The 18,198-nt window shown below is 65.6% G+C and carries 22 protein-coding genes and 1 pseudogene; 10 read left to right on the forward strand and 13 right to left on the reverse strand.

The window, feature by feature from the left end; genetic code table 11:
* Positions 1-3 precede the first annotated feature (3 nt).
* From E5CHR_RS08555 to dctP, 10 genes are all read right to left on the reverse strand, one after another.
* A complete protein-coding gene (locus tag E5CHR_RS08555; protein WP_162579289.1) occupies positions 4-1,143 on the reverse strand; it encodes an FAD-dependent monooxygenase in 1,140 nt (379 codons plus the stop codon).
* Positions 1,140-1,619: an acyl-CoA thioesterase gene (locus tag E5CHR_RS08560; RefSeq protein WP_162579290.1), complete on the reverse strand. Its 480-nt coding sequence runs from the start codon at positions 1,617-1,619 to the stop codon at positions 1,140-1,142. Before E5CHR_RS08560 ends, E5CHR_RS08555 begins: the two co-directional genes overlap by 4 nt.
* Positions 1,616-3,295, reverse strand: coding sequence for an AMP-binding protein (locus E5CHR_RS08565; RefSeq protein ID WP_162579291.1), 1,680 nt, complete (start codon positions 3,293-3,295; stop codon positions 1,616-1,618). The genes E5CHR_RS08560 and E5CHR_RS08565 overlap by 4 nt, the downstream gene beginning before the upstream one ends.
* A gap of 24 nt (positions 3,296-3,319) precedes the next feature.
* A complete protein-coding gene (locus E5CHR_RS08570; protein ID WP_162579292.1) occupies positions 3,320-4,201 on the reverse strand; it encodes a VOC family protein in 882 nt (293 codons plus the stop codon).
* 18 nt (positions 4,202-4,219) lie between these two features.
* A complete protein-coding gene (locus E5CHR_RS08575) occupies positions 4,220-5,482 on the reverse strand; it encodes an alpha/beta hydrolase (protein WP_162579293.1) in 1,263 nt (420 codons plus the stop codon).
* Between the two features lie 126 nt (positions 5,483-5,608).
* Positions 5,609-6,328, reverse strand: a complete 720-nt coding sequence (locus E5CHR_RS08580) for a TetR/AcrR family transcriptional regulator (RefSeq protein ID WP_162579294.1) — start codon at positions 6,326-6,328, stop codon at positions 5,609-5,611.
* Positions 6,329-6,435: 107 nt separating this feature from the next.
* Entirely contained in the window at positions 6,436-6,879 is a 444-nt protein-coding gene (gene aroQ / locus E5CHR_RS08585) for a type II 3-dehydroquinate dehydratase (protein ID WP_162579295.1), read from the reverse strand.
* A 29-nt stretch (positions 6,880-6,908) separates the two neighbouring features.
* Positions 6,909-8,201 carry a TRAP transporter large permease gene (locus E5CHR_RS08590; RefSeq protein ID WP_162579296.1) on the reverse strand — a complete coding sequence of 431 codons (1,293 nt, stop codon included), beginning with the start codon at positions 8,199-8,201 and terminating at the stop codon, positions 6,909-6,911.
* A gap of 2 nt (positions 8,202-8,203) precedes the next feature.
* Positions 8,204-8,716, reverse strand: coding sequence for a TRAP transporter small permease (locus tag E5CHR_RS08595; RefSeq protein WP_162579297.1), 513 nt, complete (start codon positions 8,714-8,716; stop codon positions 8,204-8,206).
* Positions 8,717-8,807: 91 nt separating this feature from the next.
* On the reverse strand, positions 8,808-9,794 hold the full coding sequence (gene dctP / locus E5CHR_RS08600) for a TRAP transporter substrate-binding protein DctP (RefSeq protein WP_162579298.1): 987 nt from the start codon (positions 9,792-9,794) through the stop codon (positions 8,808-8,810).
* Positions 9,795-9,945: 151 nt separating this feature from the next.
* Here dctP and E5CHR_RS08605 point away from each other — a divergent pair, with 151 nt between their 5' ends.
* The 7 genes from E5CHR_RS08605 (at position 9,946) to E5CHR_RS08635 (ending at position 14,609) form a co-directional block, all read left to right on the forward strand.
* Positions 9,946-10,653 carry a GntR family transcriptional regulator gene (locus E5CHR_RS08605; protein WP_162579299.1) on the forward strand — a complete coding sequence of 236 codons (708 nt, stop codon included), beginning with the start codon at positions 9,946-9,948 and terminating at the stop codon, positions 10,651-10,653.
* A gap of 58 nt (positions 10,654-10,711) precedes the next feature.
* Positions 10,712-11,359, forward strand: coding sequence for a hypothetical protein (locus E5CHR_RS08610; protein ID WP_232062000.1), 648 nt, complete (start codon positions 10,712-10,714; stop codon positions 11,357-11,359).
* Between the two features lie 236 nt (positions 11,360-11,595).
* Complete coding sequence (locus E5CHR_RS08615; protein WP_162579301.1) at positions 11,596-12,450, forward strand: restriction endonuclease; 855 nt, start codon at positions 11,596-11,598, stop codon at positions 12,448-12,450.
* Between the two features lie 13 nt (positions 12,451-12,463).
* Entirely contained in the window at positions 12,464-12,766 is a 303-nt protein-coding gene (locus tag E5CHR_RS08620) for a GNAT family N-acetyltransferase (protein ID WP_162579302.1), read from the forward strand.
* Between the two features lie 55 nt (positions 12,767-12,821).
* Entirely contained in the window at positions 12,822-13,127 is a 306-nt protein-coding gene (locus E5CHR_RS08625) for a hypothetical protein (RefSeq protein ID WP_162579303.1), read from the forward strand.
* A 300-nt stretch (positions 13,128-13,427) separates the two neighbouring features.
* Positions 13,428-13,823: an NAD(+)--rifampin ADP-ribosyltransferase gene (gene arr / locus E5CHR_RS08630; protein ID WP_162579304.1), complete on the forward strand. Its 396-nt coding sequence runs from the start codon at positions 13,428-13,430 to the stop codon at positions 13,821-13,823.
* A gap of 102 nt (positions 13,824-13,925) precedes the next feature.
* Positions 13,926-14,609 carry a hypothetical protein gene (locus tag E5CHR_RS08635; protein ID WP_162579305.1) on the forward strand — a complete coding sequence of 228 codons (684 nt, stop codon included), beginning with the start codon at positions 13,926-13,928 and terminating at the stop codon, positions 14,607-14,609.
* A gap of 189 nt (positions 14,610-14,798) precedes the next feature.
* Here the strand turns inward: E5CHR_RS08635 and E5CHR_RS08640 are convergent, their stop codons facing one another.
* A complete protein-coding gene (locus E5CHR_RS08640; protein WP_162579306.1) occupies positions 14,799-15,038 on the reverse strand; it encodes a hypothetical protein in 240 nt (79 codons plus the stop codon).
* A gap of 143 nt (positions 15,039-15,181) precedes the next feature.
* Positions 15,182-15,667, reverse strand: a complete 486-nt coding sequence (locus E5CHR_RS08645; RefSeq protein WP_162579307.1) for an AAC(3)-I family aminoglycoside N-acetyltransferase — start codon at positions 15,665-15,667, stop codon at positions 15,182-15,184.
* Positions 15,668-15,750: 83 nt separating this feature from the next.
* Between E5CHR_RS08645 and E5CHR_RS08650 the strand changes: the two are divergent.
* A pseudogene (locus tag E5CHR_RS08650) lies at positions 15,751-15,831 on the forward strand (ArsR family transcriptional regulator); the annotation flags it as partial.
* On the opposite strand, the gene E5CHR_RS08655 reads toward E5CHR_RS08650, so the two are convergent.
* On the reverse strand, positions 15,795-16,640 hold the full coding sequence (locus tag E5CHR_RS08655) for a helix-turn-helix transcriptional regulator (protein WP_162579308.1): 846 nt from the start codon (positions 16,638-16,640) through the stop codon (positions 15,795-15,797). The pseudogene E5CHR_RS08650 and the gene E5CHR_RS08655 sit on opposite strands and share 37 nt — an antisense overlap.
* Positions 16,641-16,711: 71 nt before the next feature.
* On the opposite strand from E5CHR_RS08655, the gene E5CHR_RS08660 reads away from it, so the two are divergent.
* Positions 16,712-17,182 (forward strand): DUF3237 domain-containing protein, encoded by a 471-nt coding sequence (locus tag E5CHR_RS08660; protein WP_162579309.1) that lies wholly within the window; start codon positions 16,712-16,714, stop codon positions 17,180-17,182.
* 29 nt (positions 17,183-17,211) lie between these two features.
* A complete protein-coding gene (locus E5CHR_RS08665; RefSeq protein WP_162579310.1) occupies positions 17,212-18,195 on the forward strand; it encodes a Bug family tripartite tricarboxylate transporter substrate binding protein in 984 nt (327 codons plus the stop codon).
* The last annotated feature ends 3 nt before the right edge of the window (positions 18,196-18,198 follow it).

An 18,198-nucleotide genomic window follows, 5' to 3' on the forward strand; every position in this document is an offset into this window, starting at 1 on the left:
CCTTCAGATGCTGTGGGGGTGGAGCGCTTCGTACGCCGCGGTGAAGTGCGGATCGCGCTGCTTCAGGTCGTCGTGGCCCACCTGCCCGGTGCGGCGCATGTAGTCGTAGGCGAAGCTGACCGGGTCGAGGTGCAGCTTGTCCGCAACGCTTTCATACCAGTCCAGGCTCTTTGCCGCCGCGCTCTGGAAGCTCGACGAGGCCGGCCGACGCGTCGCCTCGAACGCGGCAAAAGCCGCTGGCAGATCCTGCGGGTGCGCGGCCATGCCGCTCTGCAGGGCGATCGCGTCCTGCATGGCCATGCGCGTGCCCGACCCGAGCGAGAAGTGCACCGTGCGCAGCGCGTCGCCGAGCAGCACGATATTGCGATGCGTCCACTGCTCGTTCTTGACGATGTTGGCCTCGAACCAGAGCGACCGGTTGGTCAGCAGTTCGTTGCCGCCGAGCTCGGGGCGAAACACCTCGGCGCAGAAACGCCGGCTGTCGTCTTCGCTCGCGGTATCCAGGCCAGCGCGCCGCCACGTGTCGGGGTCCACCTCCACCAGGAAGGTGCTCAGTTCGGGGCTGTACTGGTAGCTGTGCGCGATGAACACGCCATGCGGCGTCTCGCGGAAGATCAGCGACACGGGGTGAAAGCGCTGGCGCGTGCCGTACCACGCGAACTTGTTGCGGCGCTTCTCGAAGCTCGGCCGGAAGTGGTCGGCGAACTGCCTGCGCACCTCGCTGTTGCCGCCATCGGCGGCGACCACCAGGTCCACCTCGCTGGCCAGCGCCTGCACGTCGTCGATGCGGCGGCCGTATTCGATCTGCACGCCCAGCCGTTGGCAAGCGCGCTGCAGCGTATTCAGCATGTCGATCCGGGCGGTGCGCGAGAAATGATTGCCGTGGATCTGCACGTGGGTGCCGCGGTGCACCACTTCCATGTAGTCGCACTTTTCATGGTGCGCGGTGAACTCGGCGAAGAACTCGGGGTCGGCTTCTTTCAGGAACGCCAGCCCGATGTCCGAGAACACGACGCCCCAGCCGTAGGTGGCGCCCTCCGGGTTCTGCTCGTAGATGCGGATCTCGTGCGAGGAATCGCGCTTCTTCGCGAGCAGCGAGAAATACATGCCGGCGGGACCGGCGCCGATGACTGCGATCTTCATGAGTTTGTCTCCTGGGTGGGATCGGCCTTGGCGCAGGCATCGCGGTAGCCCTGCAACGCCTGGCGGAAACTGTGCGGAATCTCGATGGAGCGGCGTTCGTCGCGCGCCACGCACACCGGCGTGAGCTTCGCGACAAACACGACCTCGCCCTGCAGCGTGCGGCCCGTGACGTCGAGCACGTAGGTGCGGCTGTGAATGTCGGCCACTGTCACGGTCATGTCGAACTCGTCATCGGGCCGCAGCGAACGATGGAATTCGAAGGACAGCGCGCGACTCGGCGTGCCGAAGCCCTGCTCGCGCTTGGCCCGCTGCGGCGTGGTGTCGAACAAAGCGCCATAGAACAGTTCGGCCGCCGAGATCACGTACTCCGAGAAAGTCACCGTGTAGACCACGCCGGCCGGGTCGCAATCGCCCCATTTCACGCGGCGCCGGATGACCAGGGGCAGCTGGCTCAGCACCTGCTCGGTGGCGATCATGTCGTGCTCCCCGCGGCTTCGGCGAGTTCGGCGGCCAGCTGGTCGGCGATGCGCTGCTTCAGTGCCGGCTTGTCGACCTTGCCCACACGCGTGAGCGGGAAGCTGTCGATGGCCTCGACGCGCTCCGGGCACTTGTATTTGGCCAGGCCCAGACCCACGAGGAAGGCGCCGAGGGTCTTGACGTCCGGGACGGTCATGCCGGGGCGCGGCACGATGTAGACGCACGCTTTTTCGCCATAGAACGGATCGGGCATCGCGATCAGCTTGGCGTCGGCCACCGCCGGGTGCTGGCTGATGAACGCTTCGACCTCTTCGCAGCCGATCTTCTCTCCGCCGCGGTTGATGTTGTCCCGAAGCCGCCCCTCGAAGGCGTAGCAGGTGAGGCCGTCGACGATGTGCGCGGTCATCATGTCGCCGGTACGGTAGAAGCCGTCGGAGGTGAAGGCCTTTGCATTCGCCTCGGGGTTGCCGAAGAAGCCGGTCAGGCTGGACGGGCCGCGAAAGCACATCTCGCCCATCTCCCCGGGCGCGCTGGGCTCCTCGCTGCCGGGCACGAGCAGGCGGATCTCGTCCTGCGGGCAGCCCGATGCGCCTTGCGTGTGGTGTCGAGCGAAGGCTGGCGCGTCGGCGGGAGACCCCAGCAGCAAGCCCTCGGTGATGCCGTACAGGTTGGAGCAAGGCAGGCCGAGGTGCTTTTCCAGGCTATCGGAGCGGCTCATCGTCGCGAACAGCTGCAGCGACGACAAGTCATGCCGGCCGATGTCGGTGTAGGCCAGCAATTGAGGCGCAATCGGCCCGATGGACAGTGCGTGCGTGACCCGGTGCTGCTCTATCAGCTCGAGCATGCGGCCGATGTCGACGCGGGGCATCAGCACCGTGGTTACGCCGAAGGCAGCGCATGGAATCAGCGCGTACAACTGCCCGGCGTTGTGCAGCAGCGGCAGCGACCAGATCACGCGGCTGTCGACCCCAATGCGATAGCGCCGCATCCAGCACGCCGCATGGCCGAGGTATTCGGCATGGAAGCGCGGAATGATCTTGGGAACGCCGGTGGTGCCACCCGACAGCTGGAAGCTCACCACGTCCTCGCAGCCCAGCGGCAGGCCGGACAGGCGTTCTCGCGCCGTAGCAAGCGGCATGCTTTCGATCAGGGCCTCCAGGCTCGACGCGCCGGCAGCCGCACCGCGCACGACCACCAGATGCCTCAGCGTCTGGTGTTCTTCGAGCATGCCTGCCGCGAAGCCGACGAGATCGAAGCTGCTGAAGTCGGCCTGCACGAAGTAGCCGCGGGCGCCGGATTGCCGGGTCAACTGCCCGATCTCGACCTCGCGGTGCTGCGGCAGGGAGCACACCGGGACGATGCCGGCCTTGAAGCAGGCGAGCAGCACCATGGCCGTCTCGACATTCGTGCCAAGCTGGCAGATCGCGCGGTCGCCGGGGACGAGGCCGAGATCCAGCAGCGCCGCCGCGAGGCGTTCTGTCATCTCATCGAATTCGCGGTAGGTCAGCGTGCGCTCGTCGCTGATGTAGGCGGCGCGATCAGGGTGGCGTTTTGCCGTAGCGCGCAGCGCATCGCCGACCGTCGCGGGAAACCACGATCCATTGGCCAATGAGGCCGCGGCGCGCTCGGGCCGCGGATAGCTTACGCCCTCGATGGGACTCAAGATGTTCGTCACGGTGTCTCCTGCTCTTGTCTGTGTTCAGGCTTGCGATGGCGCAATGACGACGCGGTCGCGATCCAGCACCTCGACACGGCCATGCACGCCGCCCGTGAACAGGCCGTACCAGACCGCCGGCTTCAGTTGGAGGGCCTTGCGCCGGAACTCGATCGGGGCGTCGGCCTCGATGCAGTTGTAGCCCTCGCTGGAACTGACACGGCAATCGCCGCGCGCGGCAGCGTCCTTCACGATCGAGGCGAACTCGTCGACCTTGGGCACGTAGATGCGCACGCCAACGCCGGTGCGGCCGTCGCGTTCGTCGAGCAAGGCCGCCTTGCGCGACCAGATTTCGTCGATCGCGGCGACGCGCCTGCCGGCACGTTCGGCAGCGTCTTCGGCTTCGATCGCTGCCTGCAGCGTGAGGGCGGCGTCGGTTGCATCGGTGTCGTCGAGAGGGCGTAGCTTGCGAGTGAACTCGACGAAGTAACCGTTCGGATCGCGCACGTAGATCGACTCGATCACCTCGTGGCGCGTCTCGACGGACACATCCAGGCCCTTGGCTTCGAGGCGCTGCTTCCAGGCTTGCAGTTCCTCCACCCCGTCGACCAGCCAGGCGGTGTGGGTGGCGTCGAACACGTGGTCTTCAGGCACCGGCTTCATGGCCGCCCGGCCTTCGAGACCCGCCGGCTGCTCGCTGCCGAGATAGTAGAAGAAGGCGATCGTGCTGCCGTTTCCACTGTCGAAAAAAAAGTGCAGGAAGTCGGGATGCGTGGCCGGGCCCCAGCCACGGGCAGAGATCACGTGCACGAGCGGCAGGCCGAGCTTGTCGCGGTAGAACTCGATGGTTTCGCGCAGCCTCCAGGTCGGGCGGGCAGTGTGGTCGACGCCGCGCAGCGCCGGCGCGGGAAGGTTCGAGGCAGGCATGGGCTCTCCAGGTTCGGGTCAGGCGGGAAAGGTGTCGTGCAGCCAGTGCGCCAGCAGGCGCCCGGCGGCCAGGCGGCCGGGCTCTTCATCAGTCGACAGTGCACGGCCGTGGTGGTCGCCGCGCACGCGTTCGTGGCGCTTGGTCGGGGAGGCGATGTCATCGACGATGCGGCGCACATCGCCCGGGAAACAGGCCTGGTCGCCGGTGTATTCGACGACCAGGACGGGCTGGGTGATCGACGCGGCGGTTTTCGCCAGGCTGGCGTTGGACGACAGGCCCGACCAGGTCGACAGCCAACTCTCCGGCGTGCACTGGCGGGCGAAGCCGACCGCGCCGTAGTTCGACGCGTACGGGTCAGCGCCCCAGAGTGAACCGAACTTGCGATCCGAGGGATCGAGCGAGAGATCGAAGCAGCGCAGATCGCCGTCGGTGCGCCAGACGTTGATGATGGGCGTGTGTGCGGCGACGCGCTTGTCTTCGGCCGTGGCCGCGGGACCGGCCTCCTTGACGCGCCGGCGCGCCGAGAGCCGCCGTTCGATCAGTTGGCGGGCCGTGGCGTCGATGCGGGCCACGCGCTCGCGCTGTGCCGCGCGGTAGCGCTCGACGAACGCAGCGTCGTAACGCGTGCCCTTCGGCCCGGCGTAGCCGTTGTCCGGATTCAGCGGATCGAGCGCAGGATCGACCGACAACGCATCGGTCTCGCTTGCGACTGACGGGTCGATGCAGTTCATCAGCAGCGCGCCCTGACCCGGATGCGGACCGATGAACACCAGGCCGTCGACGGTGGGCATCTCGAGCTCCGCCAGTTGCGTGGGCTTGCCACCCGGTGTCTTGGCGACGCGCTCGGCGCCGGGCAGCGCCGACTGCTGCGCATAGTACGCGTAGAGCCCGGCACCGCCGGAGTTGCCGAGCAACACGATGTGGCGGAAGCCGCGAGCCTTCAGGTGCGCAAGGCCCGTGGCCACGTCGTGCAGCGCGAATTCGTGCTCCAGCCGCAAGTCGTTGCCGACCGAGCGCGGCGCTTGCGACCATGCGGCGTAGCCGGCGCCGACGATGTCGGGAATTAGGTAATGGCAAGCCATGAACTCCCGCGGATGCATGACGCACACGACGGTGTCGCTCGGCGCGGCGGGTTCGTACAACGAGCCGCTGGTCGCCGCATTGTCTGCCGTGCGCAGCACCACATTCGTGGTGGTCGTGCCGGTCGGCACGTTGCGAGGGTTCCAGTCGGTATTGAGGAAGCCGGCGGTGGCCTGTCCCGAGGAAGCGGGTGTGCTCATCTGTCATTTCGCCGCGGTGCGGCGCCTCTCATTGATCTAACTCAATGGTAGGTTGATTTGACAGAGTCGTCAAATATTTGACGTTAGTGTTAACCCTTGCGCAAGTTAGCCCCGCTTGTGTGCCTGTCAGCGTCCCGATGAACGTTTCGTCTGGCTTTCGAACACGGCGAGGGCCTCGCGCATCTGGCCGATGGCGTCATCAATACCAGTGGCCCGTCCGCGCCGCGGCCTGTCGGGCACGAGCATGCGCAGGCCGAAGTCGACGATCGTGGCGGCGACAGCGTCAGCGGAGAGTTCGCCGTCTTCATGGAACCACCAGGCGGTCCAGTTGCACATGCCGATGATCGAAAAGGCCGCGATGCGCGCGTTGGCGTCGCGGCGGAATTGACCGCCTTCGATGCCTCGCTGGATCACGCGCACGAAGTGCTCGAGCAACGCGCGCCGTGCGCCCTGCGCAGCTGAGCGATGCGGCTCGGGCAGGCTGCTTTCGCTGCGCTCGACCACGCGGAACTGCAGCGCGTGCGAGAGGATCAGGCCCGCATGCTGGAGGATCAATTGCCGCAGGGCGTCGTCGGGCGGTAGCTCATCGCGGCCCGAGACCGACTGCGCAAGCTGGCTGGCCTTTTCGGTCACTTCTTCCGTCAGCGCTTCGAGCATCGACTCCTTGCTGGGGAAGTAGTAGTAGAGCGCGGTGCGTGTTGTGCCAACGGCGTCGGCGATGTCGTTGATGTTGGTGCCGCCGAATCCCTTGGCGATGAACAGCAACGATGCCGCATCGAGGATCGCCTGGCGCTGCGCATCGTTGCGCGTGGCCCGCGGCTTGGCAACAGTGGGTGGATTGGTCATATGTTCTCTCGCGTCGGACGCTCATCTGTCCTGCGGCTCATGGCGCCTGCACCGGGATCGTACCGGCACTGAGTCCGGCACAACGAGCTGACCGAGCGATCTGCGGATCAGGTCGTCTGGTCGCCAAGCATGGCCAGTGCTGCCTTGACGGCTGCCCGGTAGCCGCCAGGACCGAGGCCGGCGATCACCGCGGTGGCGACCGCGGACATCAACGAGTGGTGGTACATCTCTTCGCGGCGATGAATGTTGGAGATGTGGACCTCGATGATCGGGCCCGGAAACATCTTCAGGGCATCCATGATGGCCATCGAAGTGAACGAATAGGCGGCCGGGTTGATGATGATCGCGCTGCCCTCGTCGATGGCCTCGTGAATCCAGTCGATCAACTGCGTCTCGCTGTTGGACTGGCGAAACTCCACAGCGGCGGATCCGGCTTCGTCGCGGCACATGGCTTCGATCTCGGCGAGTGTGGTCTTGCCGTAAATCTCGGGCTCGCGCTTGCCCAGACGATTGAGATTCGGGCCATTCAGGATGAAAAGTGGCTTGGTCATGGGGATACGCTTTCAACAGGGCAACGGACTCAGCCCTTGTAGCCCATCACGCGTGGGAGCCACAGGACGGTTTCAGGCACGAGCGTGATGATCGCCAGCACGACGATCGCCATGCCCATGAAGGGCAAGGCCTCGCGCACCAGGGTCATCAGCGGCTGCTTGGTCATGTTCGCGACCACGAACAGCAGCAGGCCGAAGGGCGGCGTCAGCAGGCCGATCATGATGTTGACCACGACGACCACCCCGAAGTGCACCGTGTCGATGCCGAGCAGCTTCGCCGCCGGGATCAGGATCGGCACGATGATCAGCAGGATGGTCGAGCCTTCGAGCAGGCAGCCGAGGACCAGCAGGATCGCGTTCACGAGCAGCAGGTAGGCCAGCGGCGTCAGGTGAAAGCCGCTGATGAACTGTTGCACCGAGAGTGGGACCTGCTCGATCGTCACCACGTAGTTGAAGACCAGCGCGCCGGCGATCAGCATGCCGACCGAGGTGGTCGAACGCGCGCTGCCGAGCAGCACGTTGTAGAGCTGCCGCCAGGTCATCGAACGATAGATCAGCGCGGATGCCAGCAGCGCGTAGGCCGCGGCGGCCGCGGCGCCTTCGGTCGGCGTCATGACGCCGCCGTAGATGCCGAACAGCAGCACCACCGGCAGCATCAGGGCAGGCAATGCATCGAGCGTGATGCGCGGAATCTCGCGCATCGGGACCGGTGGCTCGACGGGGTAGTTGCGGCGCCGGGCGATGAACGCGTTGGTGATCATGAAGCCCAGCCCCAGCAGCAGGCCTGGCATGACCCCGCCGAGGAAGAGATAGCCGATCGAGGTGTCGGACACCAGCGCGTAGATCACCATCGGGATCGACGGCGGAATGATCGGGCCGATCACGGCCGCCGACGCGGTGATCGCGCCGGCATACGCCACCGGGTAGCCGTTGCGCGTCATCATCCCGATGATCACCTTGCCGATGCCGACGGCATCGGCGATGGCCGAGCCGGACATGCCGGCGAAGATGATGTTGGCGACCACGTTGACGTGGCCGAGGCCGCCGCGGAACCGGCCGACCAGGAGGAGGCAGAACCTGAGCAGTCGATCGGTCAGGCTGCCGCTGTTCATGAGCTCGGCCGCGAGGATGAACAAGGGCACCGCGAGCAGCACGTAGCTGTTGAAGAGGCCGTTGAGGATCTGTTCGGCGGCCGTGCCCAGGTCGAGCCCGGCGAGCAGCAAGTAGAAGATCGAGGCGCCGATCATCGACAGGCCGATCGGCAGGCCGAGGACCGCCAGCCCGACCAGGACGACGATGCAGAGCGTGAAGTGGCTGGGCATGTTCAGGTCGCGTCGTCGGCCATGCTGCCGGCTCCAGGCGATGCGCCCTTGATGGCGCGCCAGGCGAGGACCGCGTGCCTCACGACGATGGCCAGCGCGAAGATCACGTAGACGGAATAAAGGATGTCGAATCGCATGTGCAGGTAGGCCGTGCTCTCGCGCTTCATGAAAGTCACGTAGTTCCAGGAGGCGGGCAGGGAGATGAGAAACAGCACGACGATCGCGATGCTGGAGACCGCGGTAAAGGCCCGGCGGGTGCCCGGAGAGACTGCACCGCAGACGATGTCGAACCGGATCTCGTCGGCATCCGACAGCACGAACGCGGCGCACCAGAGCACGGCCCAAACCCAGCAGAGCACGGTGACCTCGTCGGTCCAACCCAGGGGTTGGTTGAGAAGGTAGCGAAACCCGATCTGCAGCAGGAACGAGACGAACATCAGCGCCATGAGCGCCACGGCCACATCGTTTGCGCGCCTGCGCAACCAAGAGCCCGCCGTGCGAAGTCGAGTCATCATCGTCTGTGGTCTCCTGCTGTTTCCGGCGCCCGACCGGTCATCGGGTCGAAAGCCGCGCAAGCCGCTCAGCGTGGGAGTCGAGCCCCCGGTTTCAAAGCGCGTTGATGCGTTCGAGCGCGCCCTTCGGCCATTCGCTGCCGTACTTGTCCACGTACTTCTTCTGCGCGAACTTGCGGAACGCGGCGAGGTCGGGCGTGTAGACCTTCTTGCCTTCCTTCTTGAAGGCCTCGAGCACTTCCTTCTCCTGCGCCACGAACTTGGCCGTGTAGTCGTCGATGGCCTTTTCCGCCGCCGCCTGGAACTGCGCCTGCCGCTCGGGCGGCATCGCGTCCCACAGCTTGGTCGTGATCACCATCACGTCGTAGCCGAGCACGTGCCCCGTGAGCACGAACTGCGTGGTGACCTCGTTGAACTTCATGAGGCGGCTTGCCACCAGGGGATTGTCCTGGCCATCGATCGCCCCCGACTGCAGCGCCGTGTAGACCTCGGCGTAGGCCACCGGCGTGGGATTGACGCCGATCGACTCGCCCAGGAACTGCCAGTACTCGCCGGGTGGCATGCGCAGCTTGATGCCTGCGAGATCGGCCGGCGTCTTGATCTCCTTGGTCGGCTTCAGGTTGACGTTGCGCGAACCGAAGTACACCGGCGTGATGATCTGGATGCCGAGCTGATCGCGCGCCATCTTGATGAATTCGCGGCCCACGTCGCTCTTGAAGGTCTTCTTCAGGTGATCCACGTCCCGGAACAGGTACGCCGAGGTCATGAGAGACCAAGCCGGAACCTGCTTGCTGATGTCGGCCGGCGCGAGGTTGCACATCTCGAGGTTGCCGCGCTGCAGGGCCACCAGTTCGGTGCCCTGCTTGAAGAGCGTGTTGCCCCAGTAGGGCTCGAAATCGAAGTTGTCCTTGATGGCTGCAGCGAAGTTCTTGTAGGCCTCGGTACGCAGGTCCTGTTCGGTGAAGGCCGAACTGAAGCGGAGCTTGGTGCGGGATTGCGCGAATACCTGGGGAACGGCGCCCAGGGCCAGCGCCGAAGCGCCAGCGGCGAGCGTCGCGCGGCGGGAAAAGGTCGAACTCATGAAAGTCTCCTGTTATGGCCGCGGACGCGGTGTCCGGATCGTATTGAATCATCAGACGATATGCAATCTCTAAGATAATCGGGGTATTCTCTGATCCAGGGCCGCTGCCAATTGCAAGCGCGGTCAGTTTCGATCCGGCCAGGAGCTCCACGTGCCAACCGATCTCTCGCCTGAATCCGCGGACAGCGCTTCTGTAGGCGAAGCCGCCTATCGCCGCATTCGCTCGGACATTGTTCTGGGCCGTCTGACGCCAGGGCGCCGCCTGCCGCTAGAGCGAATGAAAGAGGCCTATGGGGCCAGCGTCAGCACGCTGCGCGAACTCTTCAATCGCCTTGCCACGGAAGGCCTGCTCGTTGCCGAAGGGTCGCGCGGCTTCCAGGTCACTGCGGTCTCTTCGGCCAACCTGCGCGATGTGGCATCGATGCGGCTCCTGTTGGAGAGCCACGGACTCAAGGAGTCCTTCCTGCGCGGCGACCTCGAATGGGAAGGCCGCGTCGTCTCGGCCCACCACAAGCTGGCCACGATGGAGAAGAAGATGGCGGTGAACGATCCGTATCCTGCGGAAACGTGGCGCCAGTACGACTGGGCGTTTCACCTTGCGCTCATCTCCGCATGCGCATCCGACCTGCTGCTGCAGACCTATACGTCGATCTGCGACAAGTACCTGCGCTACCAGATGATCGCCGCCATCTTTCGAGGCCAGGAGGCGGCCGACGAGCACCGCGTGCTGCTCGAGTGCGCACTCGCCCGAGACTGGCAGCGCGCGCAGCAGACGCTGACCACGCACGTCGAGGAGTGCGTCACGCAGATGGCATCGGTGCTGGACGCCAGCGGCGTTCCGCTCGAAGCCGCCCGTTGAGCCGGGGGCCGCAAAGATGTCGCTTCTAGGCAGTGCAGCATTGGCCATGTGGTGGGACATGGCGCCCGAAACCAAGTCCGAGTTCGAGGACTGGCATTCTCATGAACATTTTCCCGAGCGGCTCGGTGTCCCCGGATTCCGGCGGGCGTCGCGCTGGACAAGTGCCACTGGAGACGAAGGCATCTTCGTCCTCTACGAGCTTGAGTCGTACGACGTGCTTTCGTCGGAGGCCTACCTCAGCCACTTGAACAGCCCGACACCGTGGTCCGCTCGCATGATGCCGCACCACAGGAACATGGTCCGCAGCCAGTGCCACGTGCTGGAGTCGTCGGGAAGCAGCGCTGCACGCCACGCGTTGACCTTGCGTGTTTCGCCACTGCAAGGCCGCGACAAGGACCTGCGCGAATTTTTCGGCAAACTCTGCGCCGCCCTGGCCCGGCGCCCGGGAATCGTGGGCGCGCATCTGTTGCGGCACCAGACGCCACCCATCGCCGAAACAACCGAACAGCGCATCCGCAACTCAGCGGATCGCGTGGCCGACTGGGTGTTCGTGGGCATGGGCTACGAAACGCATGTCCTCGAGTCGCTTGTGAATGCGGACCTCGCTGCGACAGCCTTGCAGGCCTCAGGCGCGGGCGAAGGCGCAATCAGCGGTTTGTACTCGCTCTCGCATTCGGCGACGCCCGAAGACATCCACCGGCGTTGAATCTTGCGGGCTGTTGGGTGGGGCGGAACTTGTCGGCGCTACCTCCCCGTCACGATCACCGTCTAGATCAGGAGGCGTGCCCGTCAGCGCTTGGTCTCCAGCCGGGCCTTGCTACTGCGAAGAAGTCACGATATCCGGCGTCTACCGTCAGATAGAGCGGGTTTGCCGTCTGGCCTGCGGCTAGAGTCCCCGCAGCCGCGTCGCCCGCTGCGGCACGAACAACAACGGCGAGCCCCATGCCCAGACGCAAAAAGTCGAGTGCTGTAAACGACATGATCGAGGTGGTGTCGATGCTCCCGTGGTGGACGGGCGCGGCGATGGCCCCCGTCTGCTACGTGCTCCTGCATGCGTGGGCCGTGCGTGTTGCGGCCGAGATGACGACCAAGCCGCAGCTCACGTCAGGCATCTACTACGCGCTGGCCTCCATCGGCCAGTATCTGCTGCCCTTCATCTGCCTTGCCGGCGCGGCGATGTCCGCATGGCGGCGCCACCAGAGAAAGACGCTGGCCGACAACGTGAGCGCCGCGAAATCCGCGGATGTACTTGAAGGCATGAACTGGCGCGAGTTCGAGCTGCTCGTGGGGGAGGGATTCAGGCGCAAGGGCTTTCAAGTCGAGGAGTTGGGAGGCACGGGGGCCGATGGCGGCGTCGACCTCGTGTTGCGAAAGGGCGGCGAGAAGTACCTGGTGCAATGCAAGCAATGGCGCGCATACAAAGTTTCGGTGCAGGTGGTGAGGGAGCTCTACGGGGTGATGGCCGCGAGCGGGGCTGCGGGCGGGTTCGTGGTGACCTCCGGGCGGTTCACCGCTGATGCGCGGGAGTTTGCTCAGGGGCGGAATGTCGAGTTGATGGATGGCAAAGCGCTCTTTGAGTTGATTCGGTCGGTGCGTGGGATGGTCCGGGATGTGCCGTCGCGCAGTGTTGAAGGCAAGGGGCGGGTTGACCCGGAGGTTGCCAGCAACGCATCGGCGGTTCCGACGTGCCCGCGATGCGCTGGGCAGATGGTGCGGAGGACCGCGAAGAAGGGCCCAAATGCGGGTGAGTCTTTCTGGGGGTGCGCGGCATTTCCGAGATGCAGAGGCATCGCGTGAACGCGGATGAGGGTTGCGTACGACGAGGCTGTGGGTATGCGCCACCGAGGCGGCTCAAGCGTCGCTGAAGTTCGGTTTCCAAAACGTCGGTCTCTCCGAAATCGTGGCGCTGACGGTGCCCGGCAACGCGCGTTCTCGTCCCGTGATGTCCAAGCTCGGGATGACGCGAACACCCATCGATGACTTCGACCATCCGCTCGTCCCGGCTGGTCACCCGCTGACAAGGCATGTCCTCTATCGCTTGTCCAAAAATGCATGGCTCGCCAGGATGACATCAGCCGGGCACCGACAAGACTGTCAACACTTTCCGACTTGAAAACTGCGCCGCCGGAAGTTATCTTCTTGCGCGCCAAGTTTTTAGAGGAGGTGTCATGTCCGTTGAATTCTTGAGGCAGATTGCAAGCTCGCCGCTTCCCAGATCGTTTGCAGCGGCGGACGATATCGACGCGATCAGGGTCCTGCGTCAGGCCGGCCTGGTTCTCGCGCTGATCGACGAGCCGCCTGAGCGTGGCGCCAGGGTTCTGGCCATTACGGAGAAAGGGAATAACGAGCTACTTCAGTTTCATTACCCGGAAGCTCGTCAGAAGCCAGGCTTCGCAAAGGTCGGCTGGTTGCAACTCGCCGCAAGGCGTGCACGCGAAGCGATCAAGTCGTCCCGTCGGCATGACGGCGCATAAGCTTGTCCGTGTTCAACCAGCTGCCATGAAAGAAAGGAGTTGACGATGTCTTGCGGATTTGGCTCTGCCCACTCGGGAAACGCCCAACGACAACCCCGGCCGCGGAAGGTCCGTCATGTGATGAGCGAGAAGGAGATCGAGGCGTACCTCGCCGCCAAGGACACCGTACGCCGCATCAAACGCGCCGCACCGCTCTTCGCCTCTTTCCAGCGGCCAAGGATTCGCTGAGGTTGATCGCCGCCAGGCCACCTGGTTGACGCCGGACTCCCGGCTTTCCATTCCCCAGAGGAGCGACTCGCGATGGCTGTCCCGGACATCGGCCCTTTCTTCCATGGCACGCGGGCGGACCTCCAGGTGGGCGACTTGCTCACCCCGGGCTTCCGCTCAAACTACGACGGCCGCGTCGTCATGAACCACATCTACTTCACCGCCTCGCCGAAGGGCGCGGGGTTGGCCGCCGAGATGGCAAAGGGCGACGGCCCGGGCCGCGTCTACATCGTCGAACCCACGGGCGCCTTGGAAGATGACCCGAACGTGACCGACAAGAAATTTCCAGGCAATCCCACTCGCTCCTATCGCAGTCGGGAGCCGCTTCGGATCGTCGGCGAACTGGAGCGCTGGGAACTCTTTGATGCGGAGTACATCCGGCAGCTCAGGGAGCGCGTACGCGCAGGCATGGGAGAGATCATCAACTGAACGGCCTGTCGAGTTGCATGCCGCATGTGGCAGGTTGGGTTGCCGCCGCGGCGATGGTGCGGTAGCCTCCCGGCTGCAAAAGTGTTCACCAGGAGTCTTCTGATGCCCCGTCGCCTCGTTCTTTCCACCGCCGCCGCCGTTGCAGTTGCCGCTGCCTTGATCGCCGGGTGCGGTGCCATGCGGTCGTCGGGCAGCAATCCGATGAGCTTCTTCATTACCAGTGTCAACCCTGGCAAGGGCGGCGACCTCGGCGGGCTGGCCGGAGCCGACCGCTTCTGTCAGTCGCTGGCGACCAGCGCCGGGGCGGGAAACAGGACTTGGCGCGCTTACTTGAGCACTGCCGCGATGAACGGGCAGCCGGCTGTCAACGCGCGCGACCGGATCGGCACCGGACCGTGGACCAACGCCAAGGGCGTCGTCGTCGCCACCAGCGTGGCCGACCTGCACAGCGCCAGCGCCAAGCTCGGCAAGGACACGTCGCTGAACGAGAAAGGCGAGGTTGTCTCCGGCTTCGGCGATCCGGTGAACCGCCACGACATCCTCACCGGCTCGCGCCCCGACGGCACGGTGGCGGTGCCCGATCCCGGCAAGGACACCACATGCGGCAACTGGACCCGGAGCGACGGGGGCTCCGCCATCGTGGGCCACCATGACCACCGGGGCACCAATCCGGACCCGGTGGCCAACGCTTCGTGGAACTCTTCTCACGGCACGCGCGGCTGCAGCGTCGACCAGCTCAAGATGAGCGGCAGCGCGGGCCTGATGTACTGCTTCGCGACCCACTGACCTGGTTAGATGGGGCGGGCCTCCGCTGGCGTGATTGAACCCGCCGTCCAATCTGACTTTCAGTCTTGACGACGGCTTCCGGAAAGGTCCGATGTGCGGAATGGCGCGCAAAGCGACCATTCGCCACGGCCTCTTGCGGCCCTTTCGCGAGGCGCTGCATCAACCCTCGCCGGCCCCGGCTGCAGCCCCTTACCACCGCGGCAAATCGTCCGCCCGCTTCCGCTCCACCCGCGCAGCACCCCAGACCACGTGCAGCTTTCGGCCCTCCCGCGCCAGGCTATCCGCCACCTTCTCGATCACATGGCGCCGCCGCATGCTGCCGCCCGGCACGTCCAGCTCCCAAAGCTCCAGGGAGCCGTCGGGCCTTTCCTCCACGAGCATGGAGAAGCGGCCATAGCCATCGCGGTATTGGAGGGTGCGGCAGTACATCGGGGATTCGTGGAAGAGGGAAGCGCCAGTGCGTAACCGCAGGTCCGCGAAAGTTCCCTTTGCGACTCGGAACCGCGCCTTCGCCGCCAGTGCACTAGGCTCGGAGAAGCGCAGCGCCTCGGGTGCCGCATCCTCGAAAAAGCTCAAGAAGCGTCGGTGCGTGCCGCTCGAACCGCGATGTCGAAATGCAGCACGTCTTCGCGCACGCCCAGCTTCGAATACAACGCCACCGCCGGCGCATCCGGCGGGTCTGCCTGGACGAAGATGACATAGGCTCCACGCTCCGCGCCGACGCGCTGGAGCTCACGGATCAACCCGGTGGCCACCCCCTTTCGCCGGTGCGCCGCGGCGACGGCAAGGTCGTAGATGTAGATCTCGCTGCGCTCCTGCTCGAACTTCCTCAGTTCGTACGCAGCGAGGCCCCCGATGACTTGCGAACCTTCCACGGCGGCCAATGCAATGAAGGTGTCGCTGGCGAGCAGTTGCCGCAGGTACTCCGGCCGAGGCCGCTTGGCGCCGTAGGTGTCTGCGTCCTCGAAAGCCTCGCCGAAGACGCCGAGAAGCGCGTTCATGAGCTCCCCCGAATCCCCGGAGAGACGCTGGATGGCGTACGACGAAGTGCGTGGCATTGGCTTGCTGCAAGTTGAATGCGCTGCATTGTGCATTTGCAGAGAGATCAATTCCAATCGACACGGGACTGGCTCATCACGCGGGCATCGAGAAGATCCGCTCGAGCTTTGCGCTCAAGCAGGTGCGCTACAAGACGGCGCTGCCCTTGCCCGGGCCTCGCATGCGTTGATCGTGCGCTGATCCAGGCCAACCGGGCGCGCCGGGCTGGGCCAGCATGAGCGCGAACAGCTCACTGCGGAAATGGATACCGATCCGCGCAAAGGCGCGGTTGCGGTAGGTCTTGACGGTGGGCAGGCTGATGCCGAGGTCCACCGCGATGCCCTCCTGCGACATGCCCTGGAGGATGCGGGTGCAGACATCGAGCTCGCGCGCACTCAGCGCCGGCTGCAGGTCCAGCAGCCGCTCGCGCATGCCCGGGTTCGACACGGGGCTTGCCAGCGCAATGTGCTTGCGTGCCAGCGCCATCAGCAGGCCGCCGAGGCGGCCGAACTCGGCGAGCTGGGTGTCGCTGAGCGCGCGCTGGTGCCGGTGCCGGTAAAAGTTCAGCGCCAGGAGCGAGTCATCGGCTTCGTCCTGGATCACCGACACGCGCTCAACCACGCCGTGCGCCTCGTAGACCTTGGCGCGATGCTCGGGCGCGACTTCGCCAGCCGTGATGTGGCACAGGCGCAGCGCCTCGCCGGTGTCCCGCTGCATGGAGGGCGGTTGCGCCCGCAGGGTGCGATCGCCGGCGATCGGACCGGAGAGGTACGCACGCCAGCAATCACGGGTGGTGTCAGGCACGCCCAAGCTGGCGCTGAAGAAAATCGCCGGCTGCGCGCCGATGCGGTAGACCGACACGGAGTCGAGCGGCAGCAACCCGTGCAGCCCGTCGAGCAGGGTCGCGCCGAATCCGGGCTCCCCGAGGCTCGACACGGCCGCGGCCAGTCCGTGAGGGGCAGTGGGGGCAGGGTCGGGGGTCCAGGTGCGCATGGGGATCGAGGGTTGTCCCGTCATCTTCCGGGATGACAGGGCTGCACGGCCACCGGACTTACGCTAGCCGGATGACCGACCCCCTCGCACCGCCCGCGCTCGAATATTTCGCCGACCTGCAGGTGGACGTCGGCACGCCACAGGTGCTGGGGCAGGGGCCGGCCGGGCTGCGCCGCGTGGTCGCGATCCATGGTGGCAGCGCGCAAGGCGTTGGCTGGCGCGCACGCGTGCTGCCGGGAGGCAGCGATTTCCAGCTCATCGCCAGCGACACCCTGTCGATTCTCGATGCGCGCTACGGCCTGGAGACCGAGGCCGGGGAGCAGGTCTACGTGCAGAACCACGCGGTGCGCAGTGCGCCTGCCGAGGTGATGTCGGCCCTGCTGCGTGGCGAAGCCGTCGACCCGGCCCACATCTACTTTCGGTGCGTGCCGCGATTCGAAACCGCGGCGCCGTCGCTTCGCTGGATCAACGAGCGCGTGTTCGTCGGCGTCGGGGTGCGGCATCCCGCGCAGGTGGTGATGCGCTTCTTCGCGCTGGCCTGATCGCAATCCAATTCTTCCCTGGAGGCACCATGAACCGACCTGCACGCCGCAGCCTTCTCGCCTTCTTCGTCGGTGCTGCGCTGGTCCCTGTCGTCCACGCGCAGGCGAGCGGCTACCCCGCACGCCCAGTGCGCCTGATCGTGGGCTTTCCCGCCGGGACCGGCCCGGACATCGTCGCGCGGCTGCTGGCGCAGAAGCTGTCGGAGACCTGGGGCGGGCAGGGCGTGATCGTCGACAACAAGCCGGGCGCCGGTGGCCTGATCGCGGCCGGCGAAGCGGCGCGTGCGCAGCTCGACGGCTACACGCTGATGCTGGGCGAGACCGGCCAGCTCAGCATTGCTCCGAGCAGCTACAACAAGCTGCCTTACGACCCGCAGAAGGACTTCATTCCGGTGAGCCAGGTGGTGAGTTCGGACTTCGTGCTGCTGGTCAACCCGCAGAAGGTGCCGGCGAAGAACGTGAAGGAGTTCGTCGCCTGGACGCAGCAGCAGAAGGGGCTGTTCCTTGCGACCTTCGGCGCCGGCACGCCTGGGCACTTCGGTGCGTACATGTTTGGCGAGGCGGTCAAGCAGAAGCCCGAGCCGGTGCACTACAAGACCACGGCCGACGCGCTGGGCGGGCTGTTCAGCGGCGACGTGCAGGGCGTGTTCGCCAGCGTCGGGCTCGCGGCGCCGAACGTGAAGTCGGGCAAGCTGGCCGCGCTCGGCACCACCGGCGCGTCGCGCAGCCCCTCGCTGCCGGACGTGCCCACGATCAAGGAGCAGGGCTATCCGACCCTGGAGTTCAACTCCTGGTTCGGGATCGTGGCGCCCGCGCGCACGCCGCCCGAGATCGTCGCGAAGCTCGGCGCCGACATCCAGAAGGCGGTGAGCTCGCCGGACGGCCGGCAGAAGATCGAGGACGCAGGCTTCCGCGTCACGGGCACCACCGGCGCGGAGTTCGCGCGCATCATTGCGGCGGACACGGCAAGCTGGGGCAAGGCAGTGGCCGCAACGGGCTTCAAGGCGGACTGAGCG

The organism is Variovorax sp. PBS-H4 (assembly GCF_901827205.1).
Taxonomy (GTDB): Bacteria; Pseudomonadota; Gammaproteobacteria; order Burkholderiales; family Burkholderiaceae_C; genus Variovorax.